Source organism: Algoriphagus sp. (assembly GCF_024642405.1).
In the GTDB taxonomy this organism is placed as follows: domain Bacteria; phylum Bacteroidota; class Bacteroidia; order Cytophagales; family Cyclobacteriaceae; genus Algoriphagus.
Map to the genome: position 1 here is coordinate 1 of NZ_JAHEBC010000305.1, position 4666 is coordinate 4666.

Genomic DNA, 4666 nt, shown 5'->3' on the forward strand with positions numbered 1-4666 from the left:
ACTTTGAAGTGGATGCACCTTCGGGCATGCCTCTTCTTTGGGTAATCCGCGAACAATGTAATTTGACAGGAACTAAGTTTGGATGCGGTATAGCCCAATGCGGCGCCTGTACGGTTCATTTGGATGGCAAACCCGTTCGCTCCTGCATTACTCCAGCCACTTCCGCCGAAGGCAAAGAAATCACTACCATAGAAGGGATCGCCACTGACAAAAATACACTTCATGTGGTCCAAAAAGCTTGGATCGAAGAACAAACCCCTCAATGCGGATATTGCCAATCCGGACAAATCATGTCGGCAGTTGCCCTACTAAATGAAAACCCTTCTCCTTCTGATGAAGAAATCGATCAGGCAATGTCTGGGAATATCTGTCGCTGTGGGATGTATAGCAGAATCAAATCTGCAATAAAGCGAGCTTCAGCAAATCTTCAATCATCTTCCACTCCCGAAACTTTATAACGATGAAAAAATGGACTAGAAGAGCTTTTATAAGCGCGGGAGTTTTAGCTGGAGGTACGGTGGTAATAGGAATTGCTATCAGACCTGGAAACAGATCTTCCAAAGTGGCGGGATTGATCGCTGAAGAAGGTGAAACTGTCATGAATATTTGGCTAAAAATCTCACCTGACAATACCGTTACAGCCATCATTCCCCATGCAGAAATGGGACAGGGGGTACATACTACTTTGGCGATGATGCTTGCTGATGAAATGGATGCAGATTGGTCAAAAGTTAAATTTTTGGAAGCTCCTGCTGACAAAGAATACGCAAACTTCACTTTGCTCAAGGGCTTTATAGCTGGAAATGCTGATTTCCCAAAATTTTTGGAAGAATCTATAAACGGAGTATTTCTTACGGCAGTTAAATCCTTGAATTTTCAGATTACGGGTGGATCTGCCTCCGTGAGATTTACCGGTCAGCAGGCAATGCGAATAGCCGGCGCAGCTGCGAAGTCTATGCTTCTTCAAGCAGCCGCTGAAACATGGAAGGTTCCAGTAGAAGAACTCAAAGCACAAAACAGTATCATCACTCATGCAACCAGTAAGAAAACAGCCACATACGCAGAGTTGGCGACTGCTGCAGCAAAAATCAAAAAACCTTCCCATCCCAAGCTAAAATCTCAGAATGAGTTTACCATCATGGGCACTTCCAGGCCAAGGTTTGATATTCCTGGAAAGGTTACTGGAGAAGCCCAATTCGGGATCGATGTGGTAGTTCCTAAAATGAAATATGCCACCATCAAATCATCTCCTGTTTTTGGGGCCAAGGTAAAATCAGTAGATACCTCCACAAACCAAAATGGAGTTCATAAAGTATTGAATTTAGGAAATGCAGTGGCAGTAGTGGCAGATGGATATTGGCAAGCGAAAACTTCTCTTGATCAACTTCTCATTGAATTTGAGTCTACTGAAAATGACCGGATTAATCAGGAAGATATTATTTCAGGCTATAGAAAAGCAATGGATAAAGCTCGGGAAGAAGGAAAGTTAGATAAGCATTATAAGGAAGGAAATGCTTTAGCAGAATTGGAAAAGGCAGAAATTCTTATCGAAGCAGAATATCAACTTCCATTTTTAGCACATGCTACGATGGAGCCCATGAACTGTACTGCTTGGGTCCATGATGGGAAATGTGAAATATGGTGCGGTAGCCAAAATCCCCTGGGAGTAAGAGCAGAAATAGCTGACTTACTTGAGTTAGATCTAGAAAATGTAACGGTACATAATCAATTACTTGGAGGTGGCTTTGGCAGGCGCTCTGAAACTGATGTGATGAAGCAGGCAGTTTTGATTGCCAAAGAAGTAGACTTTCCTGTGAAATTAATCTGGTCTAGAGAAGAAGATACTCAACATGACGTGTATCGTGAGGCAACTGTCAGTCGGATGAAAGCCGCTTTGGATAAATCCGGAAATCCAATCGCTTATGACCATCAATTTATTTTCAAACATCATCCACCTGAAGCTGCCGATATTCCCTACCAAATTCCAAATCAATTAATTCAATATTCAAGTCCGCCTTCACATGTTCCCTGGGGAAACTGGAGAAGTGTGGATCATTCGACACATGGCTTTTTGACTGAGTCATTTATAGATGAATTGGCTTTTGCAGCAAAACAGGATCCTCTTATTTTTCGAAAAAATTTGAGTAAGGATAATTCGAGATTCCAGGCAGTTTTAGATTTAGTTAAGGAAAAGTCCAACTGGGGAAGCACTCTTCCAGCAAACTGGGGACGTGGAATTGCGATCGCCCAATCCTTTGGGACAATAGTGGCCGAAGTTGCAGAGGTGGAAGTTGGCGTAGATGGGAAAGTTAAAGTTCATCGGGTGGTTTGTGCAGCGGATGCTGGTTTTGCAGTTCATCCAGATGGATTTATTGCACAGATGGAAAGTGGGATTATTTATGGTTTGGCGGCTGCCTTAACTGGAGAGATCACAATAGAGAACGGCGCTGTTCAGCAAAGTAATTTTCATAATTATCCAGTGACGAGGATGAATGAGGCTCCCAAAATTGAAACGCATATTATCAACTCTGGAAATGCTCCTGGAGGGGCTGGGGAACCAAGTACTCCCGTGATTGCTCCGGCAGTTACCAATGCCATTTTCAACGCAACGGGAATTCGCATTCGACAATTACCAATTATAAAAAATGATTTGAGACCATCAATCCAGCAAACTTCGTAAGTCAACTCTCTTATCCTCAGGATTTAATTTCTTAGATTAGGGTAAACCTAAATAATAGAACTATGGGAATGTTTTGGGATTTGATCCAGCAAAGTGAAATCGAGGAACAAAAAGAAAAAGCTGTTTCCCTGGAACAGCGAGTATTGTATTTGGAGGAAGAGCTTGAAAAGACAAGACTTCTATTGATAAAAACGCTGCACTTACTCGAAAGAGAACTTGGAAAGGATATTGATGGGGATGGGAAAGTTGGATAATACTCTTTTTATTTTTCAGTACAATTACAATTTATTCGACAATCAATTTTAGATGATCTCATTTTTTAAAAAAATCCGCCAATGCCTTTTTAATCAAAATCCGTTTGCCAAAAATTTAGCTTATGCTTTTGGAGAATTTGCCTTGACGATAATAGGTGTTCTGCATGCCATTAAAGTGAAAACCCGGCATCTAATCCGCCAGAATCAAAAACAAGAACAACAGCTATTGACGCAGTTAAAGATCGAATTTCAATCCAGCCCTGCACCTAAAATGACCAGTTTAACTAAAAATAATTAATATGAAAAAGAACGGATTGATTGTTATGGGTTTGGTAGTAATTACCATACTTATGACATCCATTGCACCGAAGTCAAACATAAGATTTTGGGGGGCAAATGGTCATAGAATTACTGGCCAAATCGGAGAACTTAACCTAACCCAAGACGCTCTTAAGAAAGTTCGGGAAATCAGCAAAGGTCATAGTTTTGCCTATCTGGCCACTTGGCCCGATGAAGTTAGATCAGATAAGAAATGGGATTTTATGAAGAATTTACATTTTCTCTCAGTTGATGATACTGAAACATTAGAGAATGTGCTAGCTAAAACTAAAAAAGATACATTCCCAACCAATGTAGTAGAAGCCATACATTTTTTCAAGGGCATCCTTTTAAAGGATGTCAATAAGAGAAATGCCTTTGAAAAAATGATTAATAAAGATACCGCATCCTTTCATGGCTTAGACTCTATTGAGGAGATCGCATTGGCATACCTCATTCATTTTGTTGGTGATGTTCATCAACCTATGCACGTCGGCCGTACCTATGATTTAGGCGGAAATAAAGTGGCTGTAGAATTTTTTGGAGAGCATTCTAATCTCCATTCTGTTTGGGATGAGGGAATAATAGAACAACAAGATCTGAGTTTTTCGGAGTATAGCCAATTTCTGAATCATGCTCCTGCTGACAGTATCAACAAATGGCAAAACCATAATCCAGATGAGTGGGCACAGGAATCAATCGATATTAGATTGAAAATATATCAGCAAACTTATTTTAAAACAGATTTCACCTCAGGTTTACCAGTGCTTAGTTACGAATACCCTTTTGCAATGAAACCAATCTTAGATGAAAGGCTCTTGAAAGGTGGTATCAGACTCGCTGGTACTATCAATCAAATATTTAAATAATAGCTCGTACGGACATCTCAAATAAATAATTAGAACCTTGGGTAATCCTGCTGAGATTTTTTAAGTTGATAAAAGAAAGTAGCAAGATTAAACTAGGTTAGATCTAGTCCATAAAACCAAGTGGAGAATTCCCTCCAAGATTCCAAGTTATGGAAAGTGAAACAAGAAATGTGGTAACACAGGAAGAGTACCAATACAATCAGAAAAGCTACTACTCCAAAAAGCAAAGAAGGCAATCAATTAGATTGCCTTTCTCTGGTGTAAAAACTCATTTAATTTGATGTTATTTCCTAAAAACTTTTAATTTTTTCCATTCTTAAAACTCTTATCCGGATATGCAGGAGCTTGAGGGACAGGTCGCGGATCTGACTTGATCAATTCTTTTAAGTGTTCTATTGCTGCTTCCAACTGCGCATCTTTTCCCTCGAAAGTCGCCTTTGGTAAATTTATCACCTCGATATCTGGAATAAACCCAACCCCTTCGATTAGCCATTCACCTTCTGCTCCATAAACCCCATTCATTGGAGCTCTTGCAATCCCATTAT

Annotated in this window: 6 protein-coding genes; 5 read left to right on the forward strand and 1 reads right to left on the reverse strand. The window is 40.1% G+C overall.

What is annotated here, in order from left to right:
- The first annotated feature begins 8 nt into the window (after positions 1 to 8).
- The 5 genes from Q0L68_RS16635 (at position 9) to Q0L68_RS16655 (ending at position 4121) form a co-directional block, all read left to right on the forward strand.
- The gene (locus Q0L68_RS16635) at positions 9 to 458 is read left to right on the forward strand and encodes a (2Fe-2S)-binding protein (RefSeq protein ID WP_366938418.1); all 450 of its coding nucleotides are present in this window, start codon (positions 9 to 11) and stop codon (positions 456 to 458) included.
- A 2-nt stretch (positions 459 to 460) separates the two neighbouring features.
- Positions 461 to 2680 carry a molybdopterin cofactor-binding domain-containing protein gene (locus Q0L68_RS16640; RefSeq protein WP_296705321.1) on the forward strand — a complete coding sequence of 740 codons (2220 nt, stop codon included), beginning with the start codon at positions 461 to 463 and terminating at the stop codon, positions 2678 to 2680.
- Between the two features lie 62 nt (positions 2681 to 2742).
- The gene (locus tag Q0L68_RS16645) at positions 2743 to 2934 is read left to right on the forward strand and encodes a hypothetical protein (protein WP_296705323.1); all 192 of its coding nucleotides are present in this window, start codon (positions 2743 to 2745) and stop codon (positions 2932 to 2934) included.
- Positions 2935 to 2986: 52 nt separating this feature from the next.
- Positions 2987 to 3232: a hypothetical protein gene (locus tag Q0L68_RS16650; protein ID WP_296705324.1), complete on the forward strand. Its 246-nt coding sequence runs from the start codon at positions 2987 to 2989 to the stop codon at positions 3230 to 3232.
- Position 3233: 1 nt separating this feature from the next.
- Positions 3234 to 4121, forward strand: a complete 888-nt coding sequence (locus Q0L68_RS16655) for a S1/P1 nuclease (RefSeq protein WP_296705325.1) — start codon at positions 3234 to 3236, stop codon at positions 4119 to 4121.
- A gap of 300 nt (positions 4122 to 4421) precedes the next feature.
- On the opposite strand, the gene Q0L68_RS16660 is transcribed toward Q0L68_RS16655, so the two are convergent.
- A partial coding sequence (locus Q0L68_RS16660; RefSeq protein WP_296705328.1) for a hypothetical protein occupies positions 4422 to 4666 on the reverse strand: 245 nt, incomplete at its 5' end.